This is a genomic window from Pseudomonas sp. GW821-FHT07F05 (genome assembly GCF_059418765.1).
Genome location: NZ_JBWKQL010000005.1, coordinates 211436 through 237661, shown reverse-complemented (window position 1 = coordinate 237661; position 26226 = coordinate 211436). Strand labels below are relative to the sequence as shown.

At 54.0% G+C, this 26226-nt stretch carries 20 protein-coding genes and 1 pseudogene; 17 read left to right on the top strand and 4 right to left on the bottom strand.

From position 1 onward, the window contains the following. Positions 1-18: 18 nt before the first annotated feature. The 11 genes from atpA to AC07RO_RS13850 all read left to right on the top strand — a co-directional run bounded on the left by atpA (position 19) and on the right by AC07RO_RS13850 (position 15103). A complete protein-coding gene (gene atpA, locus AC07RO_RS13900; RefSeq protein WP_065988057.1) occupies positions 19-1563 on the top strand; it encodes a F0F1 ATP synthase subunit alpha in 1545 nt (514 codons plus the stop codon). Positions 1564-1613: 50 nt separating this feature from the next. Continuing rightward, a complete protein-coding gene (atpG, locus tag AC07RO_RS13895) occupies positions 1614-2474 on the top strand; it encodes a F0F1 ATP synthase subunit gamma (RefSeq protein ID WP_037016916.1) in 861 nt (286 codons plus the stop codon). A gap of 28 nt (positions 2475-2502) precedes the next feature. Then, positions 2503-3879, top strand: coding sequence for a F0F1 ATP synthase subunit beta (gene atpD, locus AC07RO_RS13890; RefSeq protein ID WP_037016914.1), 1377 nt, complete (start codon positions 2503-2505; stop codon positions 3877-3879). Between the two features lie 44 nt (positions 3880-3923). Beyond that, a complete protein-coding gene (locus AC07RO_RS13885; RefSeq protein WP_133774003.1) occupies positions 3924-4349 on the top strand; it encodes a F0F1 ATP synthase subunit epsilon in 426 nt (141 codons plus the stop codon). 120 nt (positions 4350-4469) lie between these two features. After that, entirely contained in the window at positions 4470-5837 is a 1368-nt protein-coding gene (gene glmU, locus AC07RO_RS13880) for a bifunctional UDP-N-acetylglucosamine diphosphorylase/glucosamine-1-phosphate N-acetyltransferase GlmU (protein WP_495086297.1), read from the top strand. Positions 5838-6015: 178 nt separating this feature from the next. Further along, positions 6016-6786 (top strand): DeoR/GlpR family DNA-binding transcription regulator, encoded by a 771-nt coding sequence (locus AC07RO_RS13875; RefSeq protein ID WP_206079319.1) that lies wholly within the window; start codon positions 6016-6018, stop codon positions 6784-6786. A gap of 10 nt (positions 6787-6796) precedes the next feature. After that, positions 6797-8632: a glutamine--fructose-6-phosphate transaminase (isomerizing) gene (gene glmS / locus AC07RO_RS13870; protein WP_495086296.1), complete on the top strand. Its 1836-nt coding sequence runs from the start codon at positions 6797-6799 to the stop codon at positions 8630-8632. A gap of 281 nt (positions 8633-8913) precedes the next feature. Continuing rightward, positions 8914-9762, top strand: a complete 849-nt coding sequence (locus AC07RO_RS13865; RefSeq protein ID WP_495086295.1) for a TnsA endonuclease N-terminal domain-containing protein — start codon at positions 8914-8916, stop codon at positions 9760-9762. Continuing rightward, positions 9759-11930 (top strand): TnsB C-terminal domain-containing protein, encoded by a 2172-nt coding sequence (locus tag AC07RO_RS13860; protein WP_495086294.1) that lies wholly within the window; start codon positions 9759-9761, stop codon positions 11928-11930. Before AC07RO_RS13865 ends, AC07RO_RS13860 begins: the two co-directional genes overlap by 4 nt. Further along, a complete protein-coding gene (locus tag AC07RO_RS13855) occupies positions 11927-13393 on the top strand; it encodes an ATP-binding protein (RefSeq protein ID WP_495086293.1) in 1467 nt (488 codons plus the stop codon). Before AC07RO_RS13860 ends, AC07RO_RS13855 begins: the two co-directional genes overlap by 4 nt. A gap of 18 nt (positions 13394-13411) precedes the next feature. Further along, positions 13412-15103, top strand: a complete 1692-nt coding sequence (locus tag AC07RO_RS13850) for a TnsD family Tn7-like transposition protein (protein ID WP_495086292.1) — start codon at positions 13412-13414, stop codon at positions 15101-15103. Between the two features lie 47 nt (positions 15104-15150). Here AC07RO_RS13850 and AC07RO_RS13845 read toward each other — a convergent pair whose 3' ends face one another. Continuing rightward, the gene (locus AC07RO_RS13845; protein WP_495086291.1) at positions 15151-16821 is read right to left on the bottom strand and encodes a TniQ family protein; all 1671 of its coding nucleotides are present in this window, start codon (positions 16819-16821) and stop codon (positions 15151-15153) included. A gap of 385 nt (positions 16822-17206) precedes the next feature. On the opposite strand from AC07RO_RS13845, the gene AC07RO_RS13840 reads away from it, so the two are divergent. Together AC07RO_RS13840 and AC07RO_RS13835 are read left to right on the top strand one after the other, a co-directional pair. Further along, the gene (locus AC07RO_RS13840; RefSeq protein WP_495086290.1) at positions 17207-17716 is read left to right on the top strand and encodes an HAD domain-containing protein; all 510 of its coding nucleotides are present in this window, start codon (positions 17207-17209) and stop codon (positions 17714-17716) included. 1012 nt (positions 17717-18728) lie between these two features. Continuing rightward, entirely contained in the window at positions 18729-19040 is a 312-nt protein-coding gene (locus AC07RO_RS13835; protein WP_495086289.1) for a hypothetical protein, read from the top strand. 419 nt (positions 19041-19459) lie between these two features. Here the strand turns inward: AC07RO_RS13835 and AC07RO_RS13830 are convergent, their stop codons facing one another. Next, positions 19460-19810 (bottom strand): hypothetical protein, encoded by a 351-nt coding sequence (locus AC07RO_RS13830; RefSeq protein WP_495086288.1) that lies wholly within the window; start codon positions 19808-19810, stop codon positions 19460-19462. 299 nt (positions 19811-20109) lie between these two features. Between AC07RO_RS13830 and AC07RO_RS13825 the strand changes: the two genes are divergently transcribed. Beyond that, entirely contained in the window at positions 20110-20706 is a 597-nt protein-coding gene (locus AC07RO_RS13825; RefSeq protein WP_495086287.1) for a GNAT family N-acetyltransferase, read from the top strand. 162 nt (positions 20707-20868) lie between these two features. Next, the gene (locus tag AC07RO_RS13820; protein WP_463584067.1) at positions 20869-21093 is read left to right on the top strand and encodes a DUF6555 family protein; all 225 of its coding nucleotides are present in this window, start codon (positions 20869-20871) and stop codon (positions 21091-21093) included. A gap of 86 nt (positions 21094-21179) precedes the next feature. Here AC07RO_RS13820 and AC07RO_RS13815 read toward each other — a convergent pair whose 3' ends face one another. Together AC07RO_RS13815 and AC07RO_RS13810 are read right to left on the bottom strand one after the other, a co-directional pair. Next, entirely contained in the window at positions 21180-22775 is a 1596-nt protein-coding gene (locus tag AC07RO_RS13815) for a histidine kinase famiy protein (RefSeq protein WP_495086286.1), read from the bottom strand. A 63-nt stretch (positions 22776-22838) separates the two neighbouring features. Further along, on the bottom strand, positions 22839-23201 hold the full coding sequence (locus AC07RO_RS13810) for a response regulator (protein WP_495086285.1): 363 nt from the start codon (positions 23199-23201) through the stop codon (positions 22839-22841). 1149 nt (positions 23202-24350) lie between these two features. Here AC07RO_RS13810 and AC07RO_RS13805 point away from each other — a divergent pair. Together AC07RO_RS13805 and AC07RO_RS13800 are read left to right on the top strand one after the other, a co-directional pair. Further along, a pseudogene (locus AC07RO_RS13805) lies at positions 24351-25133 on the top strand (MCP four helix bundle domain-containing protein); the annotation flags it as partial. Then, positions 25128-25991, top strand: coding sequence for a methyl-accepting chemotaxis protein (locus AC07RO_RS13800; protein ID WP_495086342.1), 864 nt, complete (start codon positions 25128-25130; stop codon positions 25989-25991). The pseudogene AC07RO_RS13805 and the gene AC07RO_RS13800, both read left to right, overlap by 6 nt. Positions 25992-26226: the final 235 nt, after the last annotated feature.

Here is a 26226-nt window from a genome sequence, read left to right as displayed (position 1 = left end):
TGAAGGGGCAGCAGAGCAATGCAGCAACTCAATCCTTCCGAAATAAGTGAAATCATCAAGGGCCGCATCGAGAACCTCGATGTTGCCTCCCAAGCCCGAAACGAAGGCACAGTCGTCAGCGTGTCTGACGGTATCGTGCGGATTCACGGTCTCGCCGACGCTATGTACGGCGAAATGATCGAGTTCCCGGGCGGCGTTTACGGTATGGCACTGAACCTGGAGCAAGACTCCGTGGGTGCTGTCGTACTGGGCGCTTACACCTCTCTGGCTGAAGGCATGAGTGCCAAGTGCACAGGCCGCATCCTCGAAGTTCCGGTTGGTAAGGAACTCCTGGGTCGCGTAGTCGACGCACTGGGTAACCCTGTCGACGGCAAAGGTCCGCTGAACAACACCGAGACCGACGCGGTCGAGAAAGTTGCTCCAGGCGTGATCTGGCGTAAGTCGGTAGACCAGCCTGTACAGACTGGCTACAAGGCTGTCGACGCGATGATCCCTGTCGGCCGTGGCCAGCGCGAGCTGATCATCGGTGACCGTCAGATCGGTAAAACCGCTCTGGCGATCGACGCGATCATCAACCAGAAAAACAGCGGTATTTTCTGCGTCTACGTTGCAATCGGTCAGAAGCAATCGACCATCGCCAACGTTGTTCGCAAACTGGAAGAAAACGGCGCTCTGGCCAACACGATCATCGTGGCGGCCAGTGCTTCGGAATCGCCTGCGCTGCAATTCCTGGCTCCGTATGCCGGTTGTACCATGGGCGAATACTTCCGCGACCGCGGTGAAGACGCACTGATTGTCTATGACGATCTGTCCAAGCAGGCTGTGGCTTATCGCCAGATTTCCCTGCTGCTGCGTCGTCCACCAGGCCGTGAAGCTTACCCAGGCGACGTGTTCTATCTCCACTCCCGTCTGCTGGAGCGTGCATCCCGCGTTTCGGAAGAGTACGTAGAGAAGTTCACCAATGGCGCAGTGACCGGCAAAACCGGCTCCCTGACCGCATTGCCGATCATCGAAACCCAGGCTGGCGACGTTTCCGCGTTCGTTCCGACCAACGTGATTTCCATCACTGACGGTCAGATCTTCCTGGAATCGGCCATGTTCAACTCCGGCATTCGCCCGGCAGTGAACGCCGGTGTTTCGGTATCCCGTGTGGGTGGTGCTGCTCAGACCAAGATCATCAAGAAGCTCTCCGGTGGTATCCGTACCGCTCTGGCTCAGTACCGTGAACTGGCAGCGTTTGCCCAGTTCGCCTCTGACCTGGACGAAGCGACCCGTAAGCAACTTGAACATGGTCAGCGCGTTACCGAGCTGATGAAGCAGAAGCAATATGCGCCAATGTCGATCGCTGACATGTCGCTGTCGCTGTATGCCGCTGAGCGTGGGTTCCTGACTGACGTCGAAATCGCCAAGGTTGGCAGCTTTGAACAAGCGCTGATTGCTTACTTCAACCGAGATCACGCCGATTTGATGGCGAAGATCAACGTGAAGGGTGACTTCAATGACGAAATCGATTCTGGCCTGAAAGCCGGCATCGAGAAGTTCAAGGCCACCCAAACCTGGTAAGCCGCAGCGGGAGTCGCGAGGCTCCCGCTTGCTAACCTGATAGGTGTTACATGGCAGGCGCAAAAGAGATTCGCAGCAAGATTGCGAGCATCAAAAGCACGCAAAAGATCACCAGCGCCATGGAAAAAGTGGCGGTCAGTAAAATGCGCAAGGCTCAAATGCGCATGGCTGCTAGCCGTCCTTACGCGGAGCGCATCCGCCAGGTGATTGGTCATCTCGCCAACGCTAACCCGGAATACCGTCATCCCTTCATGATCGAACGCGAAGTAAAGCGCGTCGGTTACGTCGTGGTGAGCAGTGACCGTGGTCTGTGTGGTGGCTTGAATACCAACCTGTTCAAGGCTTTGGTCAAGGACATGGCGAAGAACCGTGAAAACGGCGTAGAGATCGATCTGTGCGTGGTCGGCAGCAAAGGTGCGGCGTTTTTCCGCAACTTCGGCGGTAACGTCGTCGCTGCGATCAGTCACTTGGGCGAAGAGCCGTCGATCAACGATTTGATCGGCAGCGTCAAGGTGATGCTGGATGCCTACCTGGAGGGCCGTATTGATCGCCTGTCCGTGGTGTCCAACAAATTCATCAACACCATGACTCAGCAACCAACGGTCGAGCAGTTGATTCCGTTGGTCGCGACCCAGGATCAAGAACTCAAGCACCACTGGGATTACCTGTACGAACCCGACGCCAAAGAGCTGCTGGACGGCTTGATGGTCCGTTATGTGGAGTCGCAGGTCTATCAGGCGGTGGTCGAGAACAACGCGGCTGAACAGGCTGCGCGGATGATCGCGATGAAGAACGCCACCGACAACGCCGGTGACCTGATCAGCGATTTGCAGCTGATCTACAACAAGGCGCGTCAGGCAGCGATCACCCAAGAGATCTCGGAAATCGTCGGCGGCGCTGCCGCGGTTTAACGGTTCAAATATTCAGAGGATCCAGCTAATGAGTAGCGGACGTATCGTTCAAATCATCGGCGCCGTGATCGACGTGGAATTTCCACGCGACAGCGTACCGAGCATCTACAACGCGCTGAAAGTACAAGGCGCGGAAACTACTCTGGAAGTTCAGCAACAGCTGGGCGACGGCGTAGTTCGTACCATTGCGATGGGTTCCACCGAAGGCTTGAAGCGCGGTCTGGACGTTATCGACAGCGGCGCAGCCATCTCCGTACCAGTCGGTAAAGCGACGCTGGGCCGGATCATGGACGTACTGGGCAACCCGATTGACGAAGCGGGCCCGATCGAAACCGAAGAGCGCTGGGGCATTCACCGTCCTGCACCTTCGTTCGCTGATCAGGCTGGCGGCAACGACCTCCTGGAAACCGGCATCAAGGTCATCGACCTGGTTTGCCCGTTTGCCAAGGGCGGTAAAGTCGGTCTGTTCGGTGGTGCCGGTGTCGGCAAGACCGTAAACATGATGGAACTGATCCGTAACATCGCCATCGAGCACAGCGGTTATTCCGTGTTCGCCGGTGTGGGCGAGCGTACCCGTGAGGGTAACGACTTCTACCACGAGATGAAGGACTCCAACGTTCTGGACAAAGTAGCGCTGGTCTACGGTCAGATGAACGAGCCGCCGGGTAACCGTCTGCGCGTCGCCCTGACTGGCCTGACCATGGCTGAGAAGTTCCGTGACGAAGGTAACGACGTTCTGTTGTTCGTCGACAACATTTACCGTTACACACTGGCCGGTACTGAAGTATCCGCACTGCTGGGCCGTATGCCTTCTGCAGTAGGTTACCAGCCGACGCTGGCTGAAGAGATGGGCGTGCTGCAAGAGCGCATCACTTCGACCAAGGAAGGCTCGATCACTTCGATCCAGGCGGTATACGTACCGGCGGACGACTTGACCGACCCATCGCCAGCCACAACGTTTGCTCACCTGGACGCCACCGTCGTTCTGTCCCGTGACATCGCTTCCCTGGGTATCTACCCAGCGGTCGATCCACTGGACTCGACTTCGCGCCAGCTGGACCCAAACGTGATCGGTCAGGACCACTACGACACCGCTCGCGGTGTTCAGTATGTTCTGCAGCGTTACAAAGAGCTGAAAGACATCATCGCGATCCTGGGTATGGACGAGCTGTCGGAAACCGACAAGCAGTTGGTATCCCGCGCTCGTAAGATTCAGCGCTTCCTGTCGCAGCCGTTCTTCGTGGCTGAAGTCTTCACCGGTGCCTCGGGTAAATACGTTTCCCTGAAAGACACCATTGCTGGCTTCAAAGGCATCCTCGCCGGTGACTACGACCATCTGCCTGAACAGGCGTTCTACATGGTCGGCGGCATCGAAGAAGCGATCGAGAAAGCCAAGAAACTGTAATCCAGGCGCCCGGCAACGGGCGCTAATCAGGTTGAGGCATGCAAATGGCTATGACAGTCCATTGCGATATCGTCAGCGCGGAAGGAGAGATTTTCTCCGGTCTGGTCGAGATGGTGATTGCACACGGTAACCTGGGTGATATCGGTATTGCTCCAGGTCACGCACCGTTGATCACCGATCTGAAGCCAGGTCCGATCCGCCTGATCAAGCAGGGTGGCGAAGCCGAGGTGTTTTACATCTCCGGTGGTTTCCTTGAGGTTCAACCGAACATGGTCAAAGTGCTTGCCGATACCGTGCAACGCGCTGCAGATCTGGACGAAGCCTCAGCTCAGGAAGCCGTCAAGGCTGCCGAGCGTGCTCTGAATGAAAAAGGCGCAGATTTCGATTACGGAGCTGCTGCTGCACGTCTGGCGGAGGCCGCAGCTCAGCTGCGCACCGTCCAGCAAATTCGCAAGAAGTTCGGCGGCTAACCCCGGCGACCCGTTGCGCGATTGAGTAAAAGGGTAGCCTCGGCTACCCTTTTTCTTTTTTCGGCTTCTCGCCTGAATCATCAGCCCGGCTAATGTGGCCTGCTCGTCTGGAATCCCTTCATGTCTCTCGATATCGTCATTCTCGCCGCGGGTCAGGGCACTCGCATGCGTTCCGCTCTGCCCAAGGTCTTGCATCCTGTAGCCGGTAAATCGATGCTCGGCCATGTTATTCACAGCGCACGCCAGCTTTCGCCCCAGGGCATTCACGTGGTCATAGGCCATGGAGCAGAGCAGGTCCGAGAGCAATTGGCGAGCGATGATCTGAATTTCGTGCTCCAAGACAAACAATTGGGCACTGGCCACGCCGTTGCTCAGGCGTTGCCAGCGCTGACAGCCGAGACGGTACTCATTCTTTACGGCGACGTCCCGCTCATACAAGTAGAGACCCTGCACCGCCTCCTCGCGCTGGTAAATGATCAGCAGTTGGGTCTGCTGACTGTCACGCTGGAAGACCCGACCGGTTATGGCCGCATCGTCCGTGACGTGCAGCATCGCGTCAGCGCTATCGTCGAGCACAAGGATGCAACTGAAGAGCAGAAGGCTATCAAGGAAGGTAACACCGGAATCCTCGCGGTACCGGGCAAGTGCCTTGCGGACTGGCTGGGCCGCCTCTCCAATAAAAACGCCCAGGGTGAGTATTACCTGACTGACGTTATTGCCATGGCCGTCAATGATGGCCTCGTGGTCGCGACTGCTCAGCCCGACGACGCCATGGAAGTGCAGGGCGCCAATGACCGTAAACAGCTTGCCGAGCTCGAGCGTCATTACCAGCAGCGGGAGGCTCGCCGACTCATGGCGCTGGGTGTCACGTTGCGCGACCCGGCGCGTTTCGACGTTCGTGGCGACGTTACTGTTGGCCGCGACGTGATGATCGACGTGAACGTCATCCTTGAGGGGCGAGTCGTCATCGAAGACGACGTCTCCATCGGGCCGAACTGCGTGATCAAGGACAGCACCTTGCGCAAGGGCGCAATCATCAAGGCGAACAGTCACCTTGAAGGGGCGATCGTTGGCGAAGGCGCGGATGCAGGACCTTTTGCTCGTTTGCGCCCGGGCAGCGTGCTCGACGCCCGTGCCCATGTGGGTAACTTCGTCGAATTGAAGAATGCTCATCTGGGCGAGGGCGCCAAGGCAGGCCATCTGACCTATTTGGGTGACGCAGTGATCGGTGCGCGCACCAACATTGGCGCTGGCACCATCACCTGTAACTACGATGGCGCGAACAAGCATAAGACGGTGATGGGCGAAGACGTGTTCATCGGCTCGAACAACTCGCTTGTCGCCCCTGTGCATATCGCGTCAGGCGCTAGCACTGCCGCTGGCTCTACCATCAGTCAGGATGTGCCGGCCGAACAACTTGCGGTTGCCCGTGCGCGCCAACGCAACATCGAAGGCTGGAAACGACCCGTGAAAATCAAGAAAGACTAAGTTATCCACCGGTCACATCGGCTGCTTGCCAGGCAGGCAGCTGATCCCGAGTCGCTAAACAACAACCCTTCTACAAAATTGCTTAACCATCCTCCCCAAAAATCCAACTCCCCCTTGACGTATATCTTTCGATGAGCTTTCATTGCGTTCGTTAACTTTCGAAACGAAACTTAAGCCAATCATGTCGAAACGTAATACGCCTCAACGCCGCCACAACATTCTTGCTCTGCTCAACGAGCAGGGGGAGGTAAGCGTGGACGAGTTGGCCAAACGCTTCGAAACCTCCGAGGTGACGGTCCGTAAGGATCTGGCTGCGCTCGAAAGCAATGGGTTGCTGCTTCGTCGTTATGGCGGCGCCATCCCCATGCCCCAAGAATTGATCGGCGAACCCGGCCAGCCGGTTTCCAGGTTCAAACAAGCCATTGCCCGCGCTGCTGTTGCCCGCATCCGGGAACACGCACGGATCATCATCGACAGCGGCAGTACCACGGCCGCAATGATTCCGGAGCTGGGTTTGCAGCCGGGTCTCGTGGTAATGACCAATTCCCTGCATGTCGCCAACGCGCTGGGTGAACTGGAGCACGAACCGGTCCTGCTGATGACCGGCGGCACGTGGGACCCGCATTCAGAGTCGTTTCAGGGTCAGGTGGCGGAGCAGGTGCTGCGTTCCTACGACTTTGATCAGCTGTTCATCGGCGCCGACGGCATTGATCTGACCCGCGGTACAACCACATTCAACGAGCTTCTTGGGCTCAGCCGGGTGATGGCCGAAGTTGCCCGGGAAGTGATCGTGATGGTCGAGGCCGACAAGGTCGGTCGCAAGATTCCCAATCTGGAGCTGCCCTGGAGCAGCGTCCATACCCTCATTACCGATGACCGCCTGCCTCAAGAGGCACGCGAACAAATTCAGGCTCGCGGCGTAACCTTGATTTGCGCTGCTGTTTCCTAGGAGAAGAACCATGTGTGGAATTGTCGGCGCTGTTGCTGAACGGAATGTCACTGCCATCCTGCTGGAGGGCCTCAAGCGCCTGGAATACCGCGGCTACGACAGCGCTGGCGTGGCGTTATTCAACAACGCCGGCGTGCTTGAGCGTTGTCGTCGGGTCGGCAAGGTCAGCGAACTGGAGCGGGCGCTCGCTGGCGAACCTGTCACAGGCCGCCTCGGCATCGCCCACACCCGTTGGGCGACCCATGGCGCACCGTTGGAGCGCAACGCTCACCCGCATTTTTCCAACGAGCAACTGGCGGTGGTGCACAACGGCATCATCGAAAACCATGAGCCGCTTCGCGAGCGCTTGAAGGGCTTGGGTTATGTGTTCACGTCTGACACGGACACGGAGGTCATTGTCCACCTGCTGCACCATAAACTGCAGGACACGCCCGATCTGGCTGCGGCTCTGAAGGCTACGGTCAAGGAACTGCACGGCGCGTATGGCCTTGCGGTCATCAGCGCACAACAACCGGATCGCCTGATTGCTGCTCGCAGTGGCAGCCCGCTGGTTGTGGGTCTGGGCCTTGGGGAAAACTTCCTCGCCTCCGATCAACTGGCCTTGCGTCAGGTCACTGACCGCTTCATGTACCTGGAAGAGGGTGACATCGCCGAGATCCGTCGCGACAGCGTGCAGATCTGGGACGCATCCGGCTTGCCCGTCGAGCGTGAGATCGTTCAGTACCACGAGGGCGCAGAAGCAGCGGACAAAGGCGAGTACCGCCACTTCATGCTCAAGGAAATCCACGAGCAGCCAAAAGTCGTGCAGCGCACCCTGGAAGGCCGCCTCGGTCAGCAGCAGGTTCTGGTGCAGGCATTCGGACCGCAAGCGGCGGAGCTGTTCGCCAAAGTACGCAACGTGCAAATCGTCGCCTGCGGCACCAGCTATCACGCCGGCATGGTCGCTCGTTACTGGCTCGAAGGCCTGGCCGGCATTCCCTGCCAAGTCGAGGTGGCCAGCGAATTCCGCTACCGCAAGGTCGTGGTTCAGCCGGACACGCTGTTCGTTTCGATCTCCCAGTCCGGCGAGACGGCCGACACCCTGGCCGCGCTGCGCAATGCCAAGGAACTGGGTTTCCTCGCCAGCCTGGCGATCTGCAACGTAGGCATCAGTTCGCTGGTGCGTGAATCCGATCTGACCCTGCTCACTCAGGCTGGCCCCGAAATCGGCGTCGCGTCGACCAAGGCGTTCACCACGCAGCTGGTCGCGCTGATGCTGTTGACGCTGTCACTGGGTCAGGTCAAGGGCACGCTGGGCGCTGGCGTGGAAGCAGAACTGGTTGAAGAGCTGCGCCGCCTGCCGACCCGCCTGGGTGAAGCACTGGCGATGGACACGACGGTGGAGAAAATCGCCGAACTGTTCGCCGAGAAGAATCACACCCTGTTCCTGGGTCGTGGCGCGCAATTCCCGGTGGCGATGGAAGGGGCGTTGAAGCTCAAGGAGATCTCCTACATCCACGCCGAAGCCTATCCGGCCGGCGAACTGAAACACGGCCCTTTGGCACTGGTGGACGGTGACATGCCTGTTGTCACCGTCGCACCTAACAACGAGCTGCTGGAGAAGCTGAAATCCAACCTGCAGGAAGTGCGTGCACGGGGCGGCGAGCTGATCGTCTTCGCTGACGAACAGGCCGGGCTGGTCAACGGAGAGGGGACCCACGTGGTTTCCATGCCCCACATCCTCGACGCCCTGACGCCGATCCTTTACACGATTCCGCTGCAACTGCTTTCGTATTACGTGGCAGTGCTCAAGGGTACGGATGTGGATCAACCGCGTAATTTGGCGAAGTCCGTGACGGTGGAATAAGTTATCCACAGCGTACTGCGCTGGTGGTTTGTAACAACATAGTTTGTCCAAAAACAACATAGTTTGTCTCGCGACAACATAGTTTGTCACAATGGACAACCCCTTGATTTCAGGGGGTTTCCTTTTGCACGATTCGCCGCTTGTCCGGATTTGCAGTCACGTTGCGTTGAGGGAGTATGCTTGGGAATTGGGGGCAATTCCTCGGGATGAGCTCACTAGTTTCCTAAGCATATTTTTTTGGGGTGAAGGTATGCGATGCGGCGGGGGCTCAGGAGGTCCAGTTGCGCGGTCGCAGATTTGCCACAGAAGCTGACATCAATCGGCACATTTCCAATGGCTTCGGAAGCGGTGCAGGGATCAGCTATAAGCCTTGGTTGCGTGTGCAGGATGTACCTTCACTTGGACACTCTCGAAAGGTCCATGGGGTAAAAGTCGATCGAACTCATCACCTTCTCTCTAACCTAGAGCACGCTGCCTTTTTGGCCTCCGAGTTTTCGGAAGAGGTTGTGGACATTCGGGAGCAGTTTCCTCTGCTTCCGCGTGGAAAAGCCCAGGCTATCGCCAGTACTTTGGGTATTCGCTACCCGCTATATCCCAGAACCTCATTGCCGGTAGTGATGACAACGGATTTGCTGCTGACTGTGCGAGAGGCTAATGGAAGCCATAAACAAGTTGCTTGGTCGGTTAAGTATGCTAAAGATTTAACTGACCTCAGAACCGTTGAGAAGCTTCAGGTCGAAAAAGAGTTCTGGAATTCGCAAGGCGTGGAATGGTCAATTGTGACTGAAGAACGGTTTACTATCGATCTAATCAACAATTTAGGAGTCCTCAGGAAATTCGCGAATATTCCTAAATCGCTACTTCAATCTGATTTGGTTGATGGATTTTTAATTAGATTAGAACAGTGTACTGGACACGGCTGGAGAACCGATGCCGCGCTAAGAAAGATTGCGTCCAGACTTTATATTCCTTATGGTGATGCGAAAAAGCTATACCATTATTTGATTTGGTCAAAGCGAATCAAACTAGATTTGGCTGTTGCACCTATCCAAACAGGGCTCCCACTTCCCCCATTTGAAGTCGCGGGCACGATACAGATGCTGGCTCCTAGTTTTGGAGAAGCAATATGAACATTCAGATTAATGACGTTTTCGAGCCGGTGACTGGAGATGCCGTCATTAGTGCTTTATCTCGGATATTGTGGATAGACCGAAAGCAGAATGCAATTGCCTTAATAGACATCGCATCAAATTTGGCACAGCCCCCTTTTCTTGTTGGTTTAGAAGAATTCAGGCGCTCTGCTGAGTCAGGTGACATCAAACTGGCGAAAGTAAAAGCGCCTCAGTACATCCTTGTTTTAGAAGAAGCGCTCAGCCTTGAGCAGAAACGAGACCGTGATACTAAGTGGGAGATGATTGCACCTATAGTCAACCACGAGATACCGGGCTACGTATTTTTCCCAAAGGAGCTAGATGCGTTAGTAGCTACACGAGCTTTAGAATTAGGCGTGTACAAAAGGAAAATTTTGCGATTGCTTTACCGATACTGGATCAACGGCCAGGTCAGAAATACTCTTTTAAAAGATTATACGACGGTAGGGAAAACTCCCAAAGTTTTTGTGGAGGGAAAAAGGCCGGGGCGCAAAGCCACTTACCAAGGTGAGCTGGTTGATCAATATAAATTACTAAGACCCGTTGATCTTAAATGTATAAAAGCGGGATATGCGCTGTTCGTAGACGACGAAGCTGCTTCACGGCGTGCGGCCTACGACAAAATGCTGTCTATGTTTTACAAAGTCAAAGATCTGTCCAAACAACCAGAGTCCCTGGGGGAGCTGCTGCCTACATCTGAAACACCTTCTTACCGACAGTTTGTCCATCATGGAAAAAATTTCTTTGATGAAACCACCACCGCGAAAGGGAGGATGGGAGATCGAAAATGGCAAAAGGATGGTCGCGGCTTGGAAGGCACCGTCAGGGATAATTTGCGGGGACCATGTCACCAGTTTGAAATCGATTCAACGGTTGCCGACATCTACTTGGTTAACAGCTACTCGCGACACATGCTCATTGGGCGCCCGATAATCTATGTGGTGATAGACAGCTACTCTGGCATGATTGTTGGTTTATACATAGGATTAGAAGGGCCAAGCTGGAATGGTGCTCGCCAAGCGCTTTTCAATGCCTTTTCACCGAAGAAAAAGTTTTGCGCCTTGAATGATGTCAGCATCAGCGAGGATGAGTGGCCCTGCCACCATATGCCTTACGAAGTGTTCGCTGACCGCGCTGAAATGCTCAGTGAAGCGGCGGAAGGTCTCTCATCCGGCCTAGGGATTGATATAGGTATCGCACCTCCATTCAGACCAGACTGGAAGTCCATGGTAGAAAGTCGATTCAACACCCTGAACAGTCTATCCGGTATACGGTGGCTGCCAGGTGGGGTAGCCTCGCGTAATAGAGAGCGCGGAGAGCGTGATTATCGCTTGGATGCCACGATGAACATGCGCGAATTCACAAAGATAATCATCAAATGCGTGCTTCATTACAACAAGTTCAACAGGCAACCTGCTCGACTTTCAAAACTGATGATCGATGGTCAGGTCGAGCCAACTCCAATCGCTATTTGGAGATGGGCCACTGAGAATGATTTTATGCGAGATAATAATAAAAGTGAGGAGCTTGTTTATTTAAATTTACTCCCTAGAGAAACCGGGTCTGTCAGAAAGGGCGGTATTTTATTTCGGGGTATGTACTACGTGAGTGAGTATCTGGCTCTAAACAATTGGACTGCTATTGCCAGAAATCAAGGTAGTTGGCCAATAGAGTGTTGGCATCTTCACGAGGCGGCAAGCCACATATGGATACAGGATGCCAATAAGCAATTCGTAAGATGCGATTTACGAAAGTCGGATATGAAATATGCTGACTATCGATCCGATGAAGTTTACGACATGCTTGAGGCGTACCGACAGGTGCCGCCTTCACATGCGAGAGCAGAAATTGAAAGCAGGGTTGCTCTGTTGGATGAAATTGAGGGAACGCTTCGTACTGCTACGTTGGACAAAAAGCAGACTCCGGCGCCGAGAACCAAGGCAGAGGCTATAGGTAATATTCGCGAGCAAAGATCAGAAGAGCTGGTTCGCGAGCGCGCCTCGGCTCAGATCCCCGACGGCGTTCTCCCAACAAAAGCTGCGGCGCAAGAGCCTGAGAAAACTGATCATTCCCAGCATTTTGCCGGGGCGCGTGGTGCTGTGATCATCGATATGCTGAAGCGAATTCGGCCAGGTAAGAAACCATGACGAGCACTCCTACCTTTGCCAGCTACATGAAGCAGGTCATCTCTGACTACGCAGGCAATCCTCTCATTGAGGCTCTGCCGCCTATTTTGTCCTGGGAAGCGGCGGCGGGCCTGATCGCTAACCTGCCTGGAGATGCTACGCCTGAAGAGCTTGTGCTTGAGCCTTGGGTTCGGATTCATTGTGTAGATCGACTACGTTCGATCGTGCAGCCTATGTCGATACACCTGGAGCTAGAGTCCGTTTTTTCGATGCTTATTCGAAGGGGCTACGTCGGCCGCAACCCTCACTCTCCCGAAACGGTCAGACACCTCCATTCACTCTCCGGAGCTTCGCGGTTCCATGAGGGGTTCAGGTCTACCGCAGAGACGTTTAGCTTGGTCGGATTAAGCGGCATCGGTAAATCTACGGCGCTCTGGGCCATTCTCAGCCTGTATCCTCAAACCATTCGACATGAGCGCTTCGAAGGTCGCGCGTTCGTCCAGACGCAGATTACGTGGCTCAAGCTCGACTGCCCCAGAGATGGATCCTTGGCAGGCTTCTGTCAGGAGTTCTTCATTGCAGTGGGCAAAGCGTTGGGTGATGAGGAATACCACAGGCGATTTCGTGCCAGAAATATCACCGACTCGCTGCAGCAGATGGCGCAGGTGGCGAGTACCTTCTTTATCGGTGCGCTTCTAATCGACGAAATTCAAAACCTTCATGCAGCCAAAACAGGCGGCAAGGACAGCGTTCTCAATTTCTTCCTTCACCTGGTCAACAACATTGGTATTCCCGTTGTTTTCATCGGTACCAATTCGATGGTGAGTCTGTTCTCTGGAGTTATGCGCAACGCTCGCCGCTGTTGTGGCAACGGGATTATCGAGTTCAAGAGGTTCGAGAAGGACGGTGATGAATGGCGGATGCTTGTCGAAAACCTCTGGAGCTACCAATGGTGTCAGCAGCAAGGTGAGCTAACGGATGACATCTATGACGTGATTTATGAGCACACCCAAGGTGTTACCGACATTCTGGTTAAGCTATTGATCCTTACACAGCGTTATGTCATCCAAAGTGGGCTGGAAAGCGTCACTGCGGCAGCAATTCGAATTGTGAGCGATTCCAAAATGCAGATTCTGAAGCCCGCACTTGACGCACTGCGCAGCGGCTCTCCTAATAGAATGGCTCAGTTTGATGACCTCCTTCCGGTAGATGAGCAGATCGCGGGTATGATGGACTTCGACTTCAGTCCAGGCTCTGGCCGCCTGCAGGTTTTACGCTCGGCCGGACGGCACGTCGCTGATGCACCTTCCGCAGCTGGGGCTGAACGGGCAAAGGTAGCGCCTTCGGTTGTAGCCGTGCCCACGCAGCAGTCCATGGCCAAGCAGTTGGTTAATACCGAGAACCGGGTGGAGGCACTGCGTGAAGCAGGATGGATAAACAACGATATTTTCGAGTTTTCACCCCTTTACCGCTGTAGGGATTAGCTGACAGAGAGGTCGGATATGGAACATCGGTTTCATTTCTTTCCTGAGCCTTTTCCTGACGAGACGCTGCATAGCGTTCTGTCTAGATATGTTCGTCTCTCAGGTTTTTGCGGGGCACCTAAGGTGGTGGCATTGCCCCCATGGAGGGGGAGCTTTTCGGATAATGTGCCTTTCCCTTGTCGACTCAATGAGCTCGAACAAGCACTGCCGCATGGGACTGGGCTAACAGTGGCGCGCATGATTGACGAGCACACACTACTGCCGTATTACCAGCCGTTCCTCTCTGAAATCCAATTTCACCACGCACGATATCAAATGGAGTTTGGTACCGGCGCTGGTCTGAAGCTGAGCATGGGGTTGATTGCCAGCAGGCTGGAACATGCGTCATGTGCCCGGTTCTGTTCCCATTGCATCGCTAATGACCAAGCCCATTTGGGAGCGGCTTACTGGCATCGAATTCATCAGCTACCGGGCGTCTACATGTGCCCGTTTCACGAGGTTCCGCTCAGGGTTGTCGAGCATCGCGTTTTCAGCCAATTCAGAAGACGGCTGATGCTTCCCGACGATGACCCTGTCGGTTCATGCGCATATTCGCTCGAAATACCCTCGATGAACCGTTCAACGCTGCTCGACCTCGCCAGATACTCAAATACGCTGCTTCAGGCTTTGGCCCTGCCTCTTGACCCTACCAATATCCGCAGTTTAATGCTGAGGGCTGCGGCTAACTCAGGTATTGCCAGCCCCGGTGATCGGCTGCGGTTAGATCAGTTGGCCAGAGTCATCGAGACCTATTTCGACCTCCTCCCCGACTCCGGGGAGTTCCAAACCCTTGCAGAGCGTCCTCAGGGTTCAGCTCCTACTTGGGTGACCAAGCTCCTCAGAAAGCCCAGACATTCTCATCACCCGCTGAAGTACATCGTTCTCACGAACGCTCTCGGTCTGGATATCCGCGACTTACTGATCGACGGCCTCAGACCGTCAGTTGGCGCAACTCAGGCGGAGCTAATTGGCGGCCGATCGCCGATGCCGGTGATAGGCGTTTGCAGTGATCTAGCCTTCCACGTACACCCTGCCGTGGAAAGACTCTCCGGATTACGGCGGCTGGTTTGGAAGGATGCCCAGAAAGGTATGAGTGCGGGCGAAATTGCTGGAAAGCGTGGTGTTTCGCTTGCCACCATCTATCGAACGATCCGTGCGACCCCCTGTGGGGTAGAATGCTGGAAAGAGATCAGGTTTAACAGGGCGCTGGAGTTTCGCCGGGAGCGCTTTAGCCGCCAATATAAGGACCGTTTCGCTCATGACTGCGCTGACTATGCGTGGCTGTACAGAAATGACCACGACTGGCTGTCAGGGCACTGCGACTTGAGCGGCTCGCGAAGATTTGGCCGCAAGCCAAGCTCTGTAATCGTTAACCTCGATCCATCCTTGGCTGCTGAGATCCACAGCTGCGCGAACAGACTCTTCTCCTCCCCAAGTAAGCCGGTGTGGGTGAATCGATCAAGGATAGGTCGGGAGTTGGGCGCTGTGGCGAGGTTTGAAAAGCAATTGGGTAAGTTACCGATGTGCGCTGTGGCGCTAGACCAGGTTTGTGAAAGTCGCCAGCAATTTCACAGTCGGCGCCTTGCTTGGGCGAAGCATCAGCTGCTGCGGGATGGTGTGCGGGTCACTAAATCTCGGCTATACAGGCTGGCAAGCATCCGCATGGGCTAGTCTCATGCACTGACTGGCTGCTCTGAAGCTGAACTGGCCTGACTGAATCAGTTTTCGAGTACGTCCAGCTGTTTCCTCGATTTTAAGGGAACATATGAACGCCCTCCGGCTACCTTACGTGGACCTGGTGGCCCCTCCCACTGGCGAGTCACCCCCGTCCTCATGAGTAACTCGTCTGGATTGACCTGCGTTTTAATCATCCTCTCCACATCCCACTCGAAGTAACTGATTACTGCAGCCCATACAGTACTTGAGATAGAAGATACTAGTGTGCGCCCCGTGTGGTTGGGAGGAAGCTTATGTTTCGACATTTCCGATAATACCAGTAACACTCGGCGTAACTGGAAATGCCAATACGATTCCAGATTATGTTCTAACTGATTCGATGCGAGAGGAAACTGCTGCTTGCGGACTGTGGGACAAACAGGCAGCCAACCCGGTGTGAGTCGTCGCATGTTGGTAATGTTCACCCGGATCTGGCCGGGCCGAATGAGATACAAATCGACCACGCCGTTAGAAATTGAGTTCGCATACTCCTCATCACGACGATGTGGTTGAGGGGGGATGACTGCCTTCTGTGCCACTCCGTTGGTGAGGGCATCGTTCAACCAAACCTTATCATTCGCGACCAACCATAAAGTCGCTTGATAAGCATTTTCCCACAAGTAGTCCAGAGCGACAGATGAGCGAGTATTGAGGATTGTGGTGATTTTCTGACGATATAGCTTGCGCTTACTAACCGATGATGTATTTTTTTCCTGCATGGACCGAGGTTTTCTCCGGGCGCTTTGAAAGATCAACGATTCATGTGCAAGGCGCTCTTCAAAGTTATCCACCGTTTTGAACAGATGGAATGTCAAAATTAGGTGTCGAGTGATGGGCATATCCAGTATGCCGCCGATGGCGGTCATTCTGACCCACTGGTGATGTTTTCCTTTGCCGTATGCGTGGTCAATTTTGGCCAGCAACTCTTCGCCAAAGTGACATTCGACTCCAATCAGTAACTTCTTTTTAGATTGTAGCTTTCCAGCGGTGTATCCCAGCTCTTTATTTTTGCGGGAATAACAGCTGGCTAATACTTCACTTTTAATCGCTGGCAAATTTCGTTCAAGCAAAGTTTTTGAGAACAGTGCAAAGTCTTGTTCGATTTTTGAGCTTGGTATAGATAGATTCGACAGCAGCGGGTTCCATCCACATACGCATTCTGCTGCCAAGCTGGGAAGCAATTTATTTCTCCTATAAAAAGGATGCGAGCATTCTGGGCAAGCCTGAAGCAGTGTTTCTCCGTGACGCCAGCATGCGGTAATACCAGGGATATGGTGTGCTCGGTGCCAGTATGAGTGGCCTTGCTCCACTAAATCCGCGCGTACGCAGGCGAGGCAAAATTTTGCCATGCGATGATTGCTGACTTCTCGGCGGGGAATTCGGCGGGTTGCCGAAGCCATACTCCCGTCGCTGCGATGAGCTAAACCCAAAAAAGGCTTGTAAACGGGCAGTATGGTGTTTAAAGCCAATAGTTCTTCCATGTTGGCATCATTATCGCCGGGTAGTCTAGAGGCGATGTCATCCATCCTCTTGGGGATGATGTTCAGGGAGAATGGCGTGGTGCCGAAAATGTCTCTGAAGGTTTCGTTCTCGGTTCTGTTTCCAGAAAGAATATGATACCTGGTTATTCGAGAGGGCAATGTCTCGTCAGGGAGAGAAGATGGAAAAAACAAGATAGCTGAAGATATTTTGTAACTCTAACTCGTAGTTCTTATCGCACGGGGCCGCACTATGATGCAACGAACGCACTCTTCTGTGAATGTAACTATAGTGTCGAACCGAGATGGTCAGAGTCGGCATCCTAGTCCTATTTGTTATAAAACAGAAGAGTTTAGGCCAAAAAAGTTAATTATTATTATAAAGTGATATTATACCAAACAACTTTTGCTTGCTGCCGTCGCTCAAATGGCTGCGATACGCTCTCGATGTACGTGATATATTCGGCGACGTTCTTAGCTACCACTCTTGTCATCTAGGTTAGCCCAGGCCGTCGCTCAGGATTTCACCGTCGAAGTGCCTGGGTGTTACGCTGGTAATCGGACTCAACAGGAGCGGAAGATGATCCTTTTTTTGGATTTTGATGGGGTTCTTCACCCTGACTCGGTTTTCTTAACCCGCAAGGGTCCGAAACTACGCGGCGAGGGTGAGCTATTCATGTGGGCAGGCCTTCTTGAGGTGGTGCTCCATGACTTCCCCAGCGTTCAGATCGTCCTGAGCACCAGCTGGGTTCGGAATATCGGGTTTTCCCGAGCAATAAAGCGGTTGTCCCCTGTCATTCAGCAGCGAGTCGTGGGGGCTACTTGGCACAGCTCGATGGGAACTGGATGGGCGGACGCGGACTGGTGGGACCAATCCTCTCGGTACGGCCAGATCATCCGCTACGTAGCCCGTTCAGCGGTCACCGATTGGATTGCGATTGACGACGACTTAGAGGGATGGGCTGAGGCTGATCGCTATCGATTGGTCGCTGTTGATCCCGCCCTTGGGCTGTTCGAGGACCGAGCTGTCGCTGAGCTACGGAGCAAGCTTAACTCCTCTAGGGCGAGTGACTTATTGATCGGCAGATGAGAGCCATCGGCATCACTGCGCGGAATTACGAAGTGAAAACTCTCATCGGAAGAGGAAATCGCCCATCTGGAATCGCTTATTGCGCAGCTTGCGGTGAGCGCGACCCAGCAGGCCTATGGGACTGCGTTGGCGGCCGGCCATTCTGTGATGGAGATTGTGGACGGAAGGCTGGTTCTGACACAGCCATCAGCAGCGAGAAAAGTCAAATGAACGTCCACTGGACGACGATTCGGGGTAACCGTCCGGCGAAGTCACCTACCCAGCCTCGCAATACCCAGACATGGTGTGCAATGAAATTTAAGCGGGCACCAGTTCTAGCTTTGTAAGCGGGTATTTCATGCAGCCAACACGCCGTTCTTATTCAAGCTCTTCAAAGCCCAGGTCGTTCAAAAGTGCGCCCAACCTAGTGCTTCGATTGCTAGCGTCGCCGTCAGTCATTGGTTTCAACGCAAACCTCGCTCACAAATGGATTCGGGTGCAGGGGCAGAAAAGCACAGGGCTGCATCCTGCGTTTATTCCGCTACCCGTGCCGTTGGCCGAAGCAGGCTTGCACCTAGCGTCATCGAATACCTGCGTTGATATCCAGCACCCCCTCGGCACTATCAAAATGTGAACTGGCCAACTGAAAATGCTGCTGCCTGCGCGACGTTTCTTCGAGACCTGTTGCGATGATCCGTATCGACGCCATCTGGCTTGCCACCAAGGCCTTGGGTATGCGAGCCGGCAGGGGCGTTATCCAGCCACGTTATAAAGCTGCGAGTAAAGGTAGCTTAGCGAGCCTGTTAGATAGCGAGAAACTATTTTGATATCTCAGCCAGTCAATGCCTACGGCGCACGACTGGAGTTAAAGTAGTGATCTGTGACCTTGAACCGCCCACGCCGCAAGCGCGGATACTGTGACGTAGGGCATCAGGTGAAGCTGGTGGGTAAGATCTTTGTCACCAACTCCGATTCAAGAAGGACAAACAACGAAGTGTGCGGACTGTCGTCAGGCGCTTAAGGAGAGAATGCGATGAAGATCACCGGTAAAGTCGAAATTGAAGCCGTCACAGACGTTGTATGCGATGTCTGCCTACTCACCACTAGATCAGAGGGCGGTACTCTTCAGTTTGCCGTGCTGCAAGCCCACTGGGGGTACGGCACGAAGCACGACGGTGAGCGGTATGAGGTCCATCTCTGCGAGGCGTGCTTTTTCCACACGATCGCCAGCCTCAAACAGGAACGCCGTAGCCAGAACATGTTTTGCGAGGACAACGGGATTGTGCACGAGGATTTTGGGTTGGTCGGCAAGGACGATTTTTTTGGCGACACCGCCCGAGGCTAAATGTGTGTAACGCCTCGCAAGCTGATGGGCACGGGACTCAGGGCTAGTGCCCATCAGCTTGCGAAAATGATCAGCTTGCTTGGACCATTCCATTAATCCCTCGATGCCTGAATCGCATTATCAGTATCCGGAGGGATCGCAGAGAGATTAAGCGCCACACGCTGAAGTGCTGATCTGTGAGCCTTAGGCACTGGTGCGTTGGTCTGGTTGGCACCTGCCGCAGTCTGGCTCGATACCCTCGCCGCTCCTCGGCACACCCGTATTAAGCATAAAGGTTCTGTAACCGTCACTGCGGAAATGTCTACGCTGTGTGCCCGGCAGGCATTGGCTCCAGACCTTAGCAAGGTCCGCTGTTGGCCGATTGCTGCCTGTCACCACCGACGGCAATCGACCCAAAGCAGACATTGCCAGCCATGGGATCACGCTCGCTTCACTTGGAAAGCAATCTTAATCACTGCCGCAGATTGACCAGCTATCAAGGCTATCTCAGCAGGGATGACAACCTCGCTCCAAGACAAATTTGCTGCGACGCATACCATTAAATACAGCTCATGGTAGCGCCCGTCTAACTCGGTATTGACCCAAGCAAGGGTGCTCTCTAAGACCGCAATTGTTACTGGAATAGAGATATACCGGCTTTGGTCTGGCGAGCGCAGACCGCCACGACGGCAGCCGAAGTGTAGAGCCATTCGCTCGTAGGTTTGAACATCAATGCCATGCACGACGACGAAATAGGCTAAGCAATCATCTGGGTTCAAAGTAGTAATCATAGGCTTGCAGTTTACAGACCAAATCGCCATCGCTGTCAAAACAGATAAGATTTGCTTGAGGTCGGTTCATAACGTTGCTGAACAGCCGCTTAGGGTCGGAAGCAGCCCCTCGTGACCAACTGCTATCGTCCAGTAGCGGCCTGACGCCACCGGCAGCATTCGACCCAAAGCAGCCGCTCGACCTCAAGGCCTTCGCCAGTTTCTAGCCGTGTAGAGCGGTATTCCTATCAAGACGTCTTTGACTTCCAGCGCTCTGGACACGTAAATTTTGCCGTCGAATGATCAGACGAAGCGCGGATATGGATATCGATTTGAACCCATCAACAGCATTGAGCGTACCTAGTTTTGACTTGGGAAATTACGTGCTTCGCGAGATACGATCTGAGGACATCCAGGCCGTTTTTGCAGGTCTCTCTAACCCAAGCGTCATACGCCATTACGGCGTGTCTTATCACAGCCTTGAGGCGACCGTAGAGCAAATGCGGTGGTATGAGCGGCTTTTGTCTGAGCGTGAGGGTATTTGGTGGGGTATTGCAAGGCATGAAGACGACGAGCTCATCGGAGCCTGCGGATTCAGTGACTGGATACACGAGCATCGCAGTGTCAACTTGGGATACTGGCTACTGCCTGCCTACTGGAGGCGCGGAATTATGCAGAAAGCGTTGCCGGAGGTTTTACGGCATGCTTTTAGGCATATGAACATCCATCGGGTGCACGCAGATATTGAGCCTGAAAATGCAGCTAGCTTCCATCTTCTCCGTAAGCTCGGTTTCCTTCACGAAGGAACCTTGCGTGACGTCGAATACAAAGAAGGAAGCTATGTCAGCTTGCATCAGCTGAGCATCATACAAAGTGACCCCGTAGCAATGGAGCTTCACGACCCGAACATTGGTTGATCGCAGATCAAGGCTTCTCCACTTGCATCGCGTCCCAAGTGTGAACCACGCACTTCGACGCCGGCACCAGAGCGGCCGAGGTGATTCAAAGATACGGAACGAAGGAGCGTGTGAACTCTCAGAGTAAGTGAATTTCGTCACATATTGGGAAAGGAATCGCCCATGCCACACTCCGCTCATTATCGAATCGACTACGTTCACGATGGTGCCGACAAGAGCTTTTACGTCAGCGCGCAGACCATGAGTAATGCTGAAGCATGGCACTGGGCTGCAATGGATTTGGGGGTTGCTCAGATCCCGAAATATCGCCGAGACAAGGTGCAGGCCTTTAGCAAACCACTCGCAGAGCGGCACGGTATTGTCCATGTGCGGTGGTCGCACGCTTAGACAATGCTCAGTCTGGCACGCCGCTTCAAAGAACCATTAGTGCAGCCTGGCGGGCTTTCGCGACTGCACCAAACAAGAACGGATAATCAGCTTACCCCGTTGGGTCCCTCCAGCACCTGCCTTACCTTCTTCGCCAGATCGGTGGGCACGTAGGGTTTGGATATCACATCAAACTCGTTGCCCCCTGCATCCGTACGCTCTAGCGAGTTTTCGGAATAACCAGTTGTCAGCAACACCTTCAAGGTGGGGTAAAAGCGCTTGGCTTCACGGGCCAGCATCACGCCGTTCATTCCACCGGGCATGATCAGGTCGGTGAAAAGCAGGTCAAATTTCTCTCCCTTGAGAATGGCAAGCGCTTCTTTGCCGCTGTAGGCCAGTCCGCACCTATAGCCGTATTCTTCCAAAACCATCCTGGCCAGTTCCGCGACGTCTGGGCGGTCTTCCACAATCAGGACCCGCTCTCGGCCTGATTGCTCGACGATCACCTCCATGACGGGAAGGGTATTGAGCTGGCTGTCATCCACAGGGAAATACATCCGAATCGTTGTGCCGATGTTCTCTTCGGAATAAATCCGGGCCGTTCCTCCAGATTGCTTCATAAATCCGTACACCATGGAAAGGCCTAATCCAGAGCCCTTTCCTTCGTCTTTGGTGGTGAAGAAAGGGTCCATCACTCGGTTGACGATGGAGGGCGGCATACCAGCGCCGTTGTCGGTAATAGCCACGCTGACATAACGTCCAGGCATCAATCCGTCATATGACGTGGAGGCGAGGTTCTGAATTTGTACGTTCTTGGTCTCCATGGTCAGACGTGGCTGCTGTCGTGATTCCATGGCATCACGGGCATTGATGAATATATTCAGCAACGCGACCTCCGTTTGGGTCGTGTCCACTCTGCAATTCCATAGATCACTTGCCAGAGACAGCCTGATTTCGGTTCCGACCAAAGTGCGTTCGGCCATTTCCTGCGATGAAGTGATGATGGCATTCAGGTTCACCACACGGCCCTGAAGCTTCTGTTTGCGCGAAAAGGCAAGCAGCTGTTGAGTGAGCGTTTTCGCCCGTTCAGCGGCGTTTCGAGCGTTACCCGCACTGCGTAGAATCCGCTGTTGATCATAATGCGGTTTATCGGCGGTGCGCTGAATCATGTCCAGGTAACCAATCATCACCTGCAGCAGATTGTTGAAGTCGTGTGCGATGCCCCCTGTAAGCTGGCCCAGAGCTTCCATTTTCTGAGCCTGGCGCAGCCCATCCTCTGCATCACGCCGGCGGCTGACATCCAGCTGCGAGGCAAAGAAATAGATCAGCTCACCGGACTCGTTGTACACCGGCGAAATAAAAAGCGCGTTCCAGAAGGCCGAACCGTCTTTCTTGTAATTCGCCAACTCAACGGCCACTTCGTTATTGGCAGCAATGGCCTCACGGACCTGCTTGACGGCAGCTGGATCGGTTTCTGGCCCCTGCAGGAATCGACAGTTGGAGCCCACGATTTCATCGCGGCTGTAACCGGTCATGTCGATGAATGCGTTGTTCGCGAAGATGATCGGGTTATCAGGCCGCTTGGGGTCTGTGACGATCATCGGCATGCGCGTGGTCTCCACGGCAGCGAAGAAGATGTTGTGATCTGATCCGCTGATGTCTCCGGTGGAGCTATCGTTTACACGTGTTGGGTGGCTCGCCATCGCTGCTCCGGCCTGTATCAAGCAGTACGCTATCTGTGAATAGTCTGTATATATGAACAGTGTTTAATGCTGTGGTGCAAGTTTTTGGCATATCGCATGCAGTTGGTCGACATCAAACGGTTTGGGTAACCAGTGCACGCGATGGTCATCCAGTGATTCAGCGGTTGAGTGATAGCCGGAGGCGACGACAACGGGCGTCGAAGGCTGAAGTCGCTGAACTCGCTTGACCAACTCAATGCCGTCAATCTCTCCTGGCATCTGTAAATCCGTAATCAGTAACCGCGGAGGATAGCCGCAGCTTTCGATAAATCTCCAGGCAGCATGGGCATTGCTGAAAGGAGTAGCCGTGTAGCCATACATTTCAAGAACGTCGATCACCAGATTCAGGATCAGAAGCTCGTCTTCAACAACCAGGATGGAGTCCATTCGCAGCATTCCCGCTGAGGAGTGTTACGTTCCGACAGAATCTTGAGTGGTTGATTCCTAGTAATCACGTCGAACGGGCTGGTGGGATCGGTCCAACTGCAGCGATTAGGCCAAGTGAAACCGTAGATGGAACGATCCATCGACTAGACCACTTATCATGAAGAAGTGTTTCGTCCTCTCACGAATTTCGCTGACCTGCGGTGTGTAGCGTTCCGAGAACTGTTATTGTCAAATGGCCACTATGGCTCTGAGCGGCCAGCGACGCCGGCTCATCCTCGTGATCCAGGTGATATTTCATTCGATTGGCTGTTCTGCGGTAGCGACAGTGACTGCGATGCTGGGTCGAAGCCCGGTATTGCTAAGAACATACTAAAAGACATTCAGACAGGGATAAATCTTGAATGAAAGCGGATTTCAGCGATGCCCCGGAAAGGGTGACCCGACGACGTCGCAGCCGTAGCATTCGTAGCCTTGTCGCCTGTCTAGCAGTGGTGGGTATGGTGGCCGCCGCCGTTTTTTTGTTGATTGGCCGACCAGAGCCTCTTAGGTTAATCCCCCCATTAGGGATTACGTCCCAAGCGCTAGATGGAGACACCAATACAGGTTCTGTCTTACGATCCGAACCAGCGTCGCTTGACACTGTTGTGGACTCCGCTTACCGGCAAACCAGCTTTAACGATCAGAATTTTGAACCGACAGGCGCTCATAATATTGTCATCTATCATCCAAACTACGACGGTACCCATCGGATTGAACCGACGCAGAAGGTGAAACTGACGATCGTTCGGCAGACGCCTAGCATGAAGGATCGGGTGTGCTGGCCTTTTCGGCAGGGGAGTATCGAGTCTCGCAACTGTCGGCTTTCAGTAGGTCTCAAGCATCGAGGCTAGCGAGGGGGCGACTAGCGCGCCCCATTGCCTTACCGGGTGCTGTCATCCAGTGCGATAAGTCACTGCGCTTACCTCATCTCCAGAAATGCTAAATCTCCTTAAGCCCACAAGCCTGGACCCTTGATGCGGGGGCATTTGGGGCAGCGATCACCTGTTTGTTGAGGGCTTGCCGACGTTCTCTGTGTAATCCGCCTATTTTAAGTTATCCACCTGCGGGCCGATTACTGGGTAATCCCTTCCCTTTTCGGCGAGTACCGTTATGTCTTGGTTAACCAATCTCAAATTGAAGTCCAAGCTTCTAACCGCCTTTGGCTTGTGTGCGTTGATCACTGTCGTCGTAGCGGCACTCGGCAAGTCGGGTATCGTCGGACTCTACGAACAGGTTCAAGGCATCACCGGTAATAATCTGGTATCGATCAAAAAAACCGATGCAGTTAAGGCTAACCTCATCGGTACCAATCGGGATCTCTATAAAGCGATTGTGCTCACCACTTCAAATGCCGAACAGTCCGATATCGACGCCGTTTTCGAGTCATATCGCATGAATCAAGCTGAGGCCTTGGCCTCGTTCAAGGCGTATCGGGCCACGCCGCTGGAGGCTGACGAGCGCGCAGCTGGTGATGATTTCGAACGCGATTGGCCGACGTACATTGCGGCGGTGGACGCAGGTATTGCTGCACTCAAAAACGGTGATGCAGGATCGGCCAAAAGAATCGCCAACGACGTGGTAACGCCGGTATACAAAAAGCTCATGAGTGAGGTATCGATCATCATTGAGTCGAACTCCCGTCAAGCTAATGAATCGACGCAGGCCGCTGCCAGCACAAATTCGCAAGTCACCTGGACTCTGATCATTGGATGTTTGGTGGCCGTCGCGTGTGCGATCGCCCTTGGGATGATGGTAACGGCGATGATTACTCGACCGATTTATCGATCTGTGGAAGGAGCCGGACGTGTTGCTATTGGTGATCTTACTCAGACCATCGAGGTGCGCGGTAAGGATGAAACGGGTCAGCTCCTCAAGTCGCTATCTGACATGCAGAGTGGCCTCAAAAACACTGTACTCCAGATTGCCGATGCGGCTAACCAGTTGGCCTCGGCGGCAGAGGAGCTGACTGCGGTTACGGAGGATAGTACGCGCGGATTAGTCACGCAGAACGGCGAAATCCAACAAGCAGCCACCGCTGTCAACGAAATGACAGCGGCTGTGGAGGAAGTAGCACGAAACGCAGTCAGTACGTCGCAGATATCCAATCAAACCGCTGAAGATGCAATGAAGGGGCAAAAACAGGTTCAGCAGGCGGTTAATGCCATCAACACCGTGACAGAGGTAATCAACGATTCGACACAGCGTGTCGAAGCATTGGCTGAACAGATCCATGACATCACCAAGGTTCTGGAGGTCATAAGCGGTATCGCCGAGCAAACCAACCTGCTTGCCCTCAATGCTGCGATCGAAGCTGCTCGGGCCGGCGAACAAGGCCGAGGTTTTGCCGTAGTCGCGGACGAGGTGCGAGCCTTAGCTCACCGCACTCAAACTTCAACAGGTGAAATCGAAGCCATGATCAGTCGGGTGCGAAATGGTGCCGACGAAGCTGTGCATGCGATGGGCAAAAGCCGGACTCTTGTGCAAAACACACAGTTGCTAGCGACCGAAGCCGGATTGGCATTAGAGCGAATCAGCAATGGGGTAAGTCAAATCAACGAGCGTAATCTGGTCATTGCCAGCGCTGCAGAAGAGCAGGCCCAAGTAGCGCGGGAGGTGGATCGCAATCTGGTGAACATCCAGGACCTATCCACGCAGACGGCTGCAGGCGCGAATCAGACCAGTGCCTCTAGCCAAGAGCTGTCGCGGCTAGCGATGTCGTTCAATAGTTTAGTGGGGCAATTCAAGCTTTAGCAGAGGCTCCCGAACGTATAGGAAGGAAAAACGGCTACCGTCCCACGTCCCGATGGATTTGCTGGCTGCTGAGCGCCGGCGTGAGCCGGGGCCTTTACTCTATCGGCGGTAACGCCTTGAGAGGAGCTGTTGAGGCAAGACCACGTAGCGGCGGTTGCAAACCACCACTTGGAAGTCCCGGCGCATTGACCTTTTCGACCCGTTCATCGGACTTAACGCTTAAATGTAAGCTTGG

What these genes read in the sequence shown, in the direction of transcription:
- atpA (WP_065988057.1), top strand. Translation starts at nt 19, where the DNA reads ATGCAGCAACTCAATCCTTCCGAAATAAGTGAAATCATCAAGGGCCGC.
- atpG (WP_037016916.1), top strand. Translation starts at nt 1,614, where the DNA reads ATGGCAGGCGCAAAAGAGATTCGCAGCAAGATTGCGAGCATCAAAAGC.
- atpD (WP_037016914.1), top strand. Translation starts at nt 2,503, where the DNA reads ATGAGTAGCGGACGTATCGTTCAAATCATCGGCGCCGTGATCGACGTG.
- AC07RO_RS13885 (WP_133774003.1), top strand. Translation starts at nt 3,924, where the DNA reads ATGGCTATGACAGTCCATTGCGATATCGTCAGCGCGGAAGGAGAGATT.
- glmU (WP_495086297.1), top strand. Translation starts at nt 4,470, where the DNA reads ATGTCTCTCGATATCGTCATTCTCGCCGCGGGTCAGGGCACTCGCATG.
- glmS (WP_495086296.1), top strand. Translation starts at nt 6,797, where the DNA reads ATGTGTGGAATTGTCGGCGCTGTTGCTGAACGGAATGTCACTGCCATC.
- AC07RO_RS13860 (WP_495086294.1), top strand. Translation starts at nt 9,759, where the DNA reads ATGAACATTCAGATTAATGACGTTTTCGAGCCGGTGACTGGAGATGCC.
- AC07RO_RS13855 (WP_495086293.1), top strand. Translation starts at nt 11,927, where the DNA reads ATGACGAGCACTCCTACCTTTGCCAGCTACATGAAGCAGGTCATCTCT.
- AC07RO_RS13850 (WP_495086292.1), top strand. Translation starts at nt 13,412, where the DNA reads ATGGAACATCGGTTTCATTTCTTTCCTGAGCCTTTTCCTGACGAGACG.
- AC07RO_RS13840 (WP_495086290.1), top strand. Translation starts at nt 17,207, where the DNA reads ATGATCCTTTTTTTGGATTTTGATGGGGTTCTTCACCCTGACTCGGTT.
- AC07RO_RS13835 (WP_495086289.1), top strand. Translation starts at nt 18,729, where the DNA reads ATGAAGATCACCGGTAAAGTCGAAATTGAAGCCGTCACAGACGTTGTA.
- AC07RO_RS13830 (WP_495086288.1), bottom strand. Translation starts at nt 19,810, where the DNA reads ATGATTACTACTTTGAACCCAGATGATTGCTTAGCCTATTTCGTCGTC.
- AC07RO_RS13825 (WP_495086287.1), top strand. Translation starts at nt 20,110, where the DNA reads ATGGATATCGATTTGAACCCATCAACAGCATTGAGCGTACCTAGTTTT.
- AC07RO_RS13820 (WP_463584067.1), top strand. Translation starts at nt 20,869, where the DNA reads ATGCCACACTCCGCTCATTATCGAATCGACTACGTTCACGATGGTGCC.
- AC07RO_RS13815 (WP_495086286.1), bottom strand. Translation starts at nt 22,775, where the DNA reads ATGGCGAGCCACCCAACACGTGTAAACGATAGCTCCACCGGAGACATC.
- AC07RO_RS13810 (WP_495086285.1), bottom strand. Translation starts at nt 23,201, where the DNA reads ATGGACTCCATCCTGGTTGTTGAAGACGAGCTTCTGATCCTGAATCTG.
- AC07RO_RS13800 (WP_495086342.1), top strand. Translation starts at nt 25,128, where the DNA reads ATGCAGAGTGGCCTCAAAAACACTGTACTCCAGATTGCCGATGCGGCT.